Origin of the sequence: Flavobacterium sp. T12S277, assembly GCF_048514875.1 — a bacterium.
Classification (GTDB): domain Bacteria; phylum Bacteroidota; class Bacteroidia; order Flavobacteriales; family Flavobacteriaceae; genus Flavobacterium.
Map to the genome: position 1 here is coordinate 1 of NZ_JBLYEG010000053.1, position 2,892 is coordinate 2,892.

The window sequence follows — 2,892 nt, forward strand, 5'->3', positions numbered from 1 at the left end:
AAAGTCTGATGGTATCGCAGCTACTGAAATTTATCATGGTGCCATCTGTAAAACGAACAGGAATCTACTATATATAGGAGCACAGGATAATGGCGGATTTTATTACAATAACGGCACCTTTTATAATGACAGAGCAGGTGACTATGGACCATCTATGTGGTTTGATTATTCAAGTAATTATTACTACGAGGAATCACGCGAAGAAAGACGTCCTTATCCTTCGGGCTCTGTTACATCTTTGAATCTACCAGAAACGCCCTCTGGCGGAAAATTTGCTTTCACTCCGGCAAATATCAATATTGCTTACCACGCTAATGCCGGAAAAGTTTATCGTTGCAGTAATCTAACTTCAGCTTCTCCTTCCTGGACACTTATTTACACCGTACCGTCTGGTACTATAAATGACCTTCAGATAGATCCTAGCAATGCAGATCGTTTATATGTTTTTACAGATTTACCTGCATTATACAGATCAGACAATGCAACGACTGACGCTTCTTTTGTTGAGAAAACGCTCCCTACTACTGCAACTACAGGTTCTGTAGCTCCTATACCTAATTCGGATGTTGTATACTTAGGACTTGGAAATACTATTTATCGCTCCGCCGATAAAGGGGAAACATGGACAGCTACAAAAGGGTTTCCTGAAGCAACAGTAATAAAGGTGGTAGCTGATCATAAAAGTACGAATGAGGCAATCTATGCTTGTTATGCCTTAGGTGCTTATTATAAAGACAATACTAAATCCTCTTGGATAAATTACTCTTCGGGTCTACCTATAATTTGCGAAATGAAAGATATGGATATTTATAATGATGGCATTTCTAAAGGTGTATTGAATGTTTATTATTATGGAAGAGGAGTATGGCAGAGTGATTTGGTTCCTCCTCCGAGTAACATTACGGTAGCTCTGACTTCACCTGTCAACAATACGACATTTAGTGTTAGTGGTTCTGCTACTATCAATCTCAATGCAACAGCTGTTGTAAGTTCAGGGAATATTAGTAAAGTAGAATTCTATAATGGAACTACATTACTGGGTACAGGCGCGTCCTCTCCCTATATTTATTCCTGGAATGACGTATTGCCTGGGAAATATGATCTCACTGCTGTCGCTTATGATAATCTGGGAAATAAGAAAAGCTCCGATTTAGTAACTCTTACGGTTACTTTTGTTTGTAATAAAATTACGGGTACTACTTTTGGTACTTCTCCTTATGCAGCTGGTTCTGAATATGACAAAGCATTTGATGGAGATATAAATACAGCATTTGATGCCAGTGCAGCTAGTACAGCTTATACTGGATTAGATCTTGGAACTGCAAAAGTTGTTACCAATATCAGATATTATCCAATAAAATCAAACGCAGGAAGAATGCTAGGTGGAAAATTTCAGGGTTCCAATACGTCTAATTCTGCTGACTTTGTGGATCTATACACTATCCAAACCCAGCCAAATTATGGATGGCAGGACGTTAGTATACCTAATAGTAAAACCTACAGATATTACAGATATTTATCTCCAGTCGACGGTTATTGTAATGTAGCAGAGATTGAGTTCTGTGCTTTTAATGAGTCTCCGACCGTAAATATTACAGCACCAATCAATAATAAACTTTATACTACTGTTCCTGCGAACATAAATATTACGGCAACTGCTTCTGATGCGGATGGATCGATCAGCAGAGTTGAATTTTATCAGGGTGCAACTTTACTTGGCACTGATACATCAAGTCCTTATTCGTTTAACTGGACAGGAGTTCCTGCCGGCACTTATGAGCTTATTGCAAAGGCTTATGATAACCTGAATGCTGAAATGGTATCCTCTATTATTAGCGTCATAGTAGGAAACAAAAGCCCAATAGTTTCAATTATTTCACCTGACGACTATGCGGTCTATACCGATCCTGGAAATATTAACATTTATGCAACAGCCTCTGACTCTGATGGTACTATCAGTAAAGTGGAGTTTTATAATGGTACCACTTTGTTAGGAACTTCAACCACCAGCCCATACAGTTATAATTGGACCAGCGTACCTATAGGAACTTACAGGCTGACCGCCAAAGCTTACGATAATAATGGGGTTGTTACCACTTCTTCGGAAGTTTTGGTCAGAGTGAATCAATCCCCAACAGTAAGTATTACCACTCCTGGGGACAATACAATTTATCTTGCTCCAGCCACTTTCGCTATATCAGCTGCAGCTAACGATACAGATGGTACGATCAGTAAAGTGGAGTTTTATAATGGTAGCAGTTTGTTAGGGACTTCAACGAGTAGCCCATACAGTTATAATTGGACTAGCGTGCCTATAGGAAGGTACACGTTGACCGCGAAAGCTTACGATAATAATGGGGGTGTCACTACTTCTTCGGCAGTTTTGGTCAGAGTGAATCAATCCCCAACAGTAAGTATTACCACTCCTGGGGACAATGCAATTTATCTTGCTCCAGCCACTTTGGCTATATCAGCTAGAGCTAACGATACTGATGGAAACATAAGCAAGGTAGAATTCTATAATGGTGCTACACTATTGGGAACAGTTAATACAAGTCCGTACACTTATACTTGGACAAACGTTGCTGCGGGTACTTATGTACTAACAGCTAAGGCCTATGATAATGATAATGGAATCTCAACTTCATCTTCCATTGCGGTAATTGTAAATGATGCCCCTAGGGTAAGTATTACTGCTCCAACGAATAATAGTAACTATATGGCACCTGCTTTTGTTACCATTAATGCTTCGGCTACAGATGCAAATGGAAGTGTAAGCAGAGTAGAGTTCTATAATGGAATTAATTTAATAGCTACTTCAACCACGACTCCTTACACTTGTAACTTAACAAGTCTTCCTGCAGGTGCTTACTCATTGACAGCCAAAGCCTA

General features: G+C 39.4%; 1 protein-coding gene. It reads left to right on the forward strand.

Translation table 11 applies throughout. The features are described 5' to 3' along the window. A partial coding sequence (locus ACN1CN_RS22655; protein WP_419137945.1) for an Ig-like domain-containing protein occupies positions 1 to 2,892 on the forward strand: 2,892 nt, incomplete at both ends.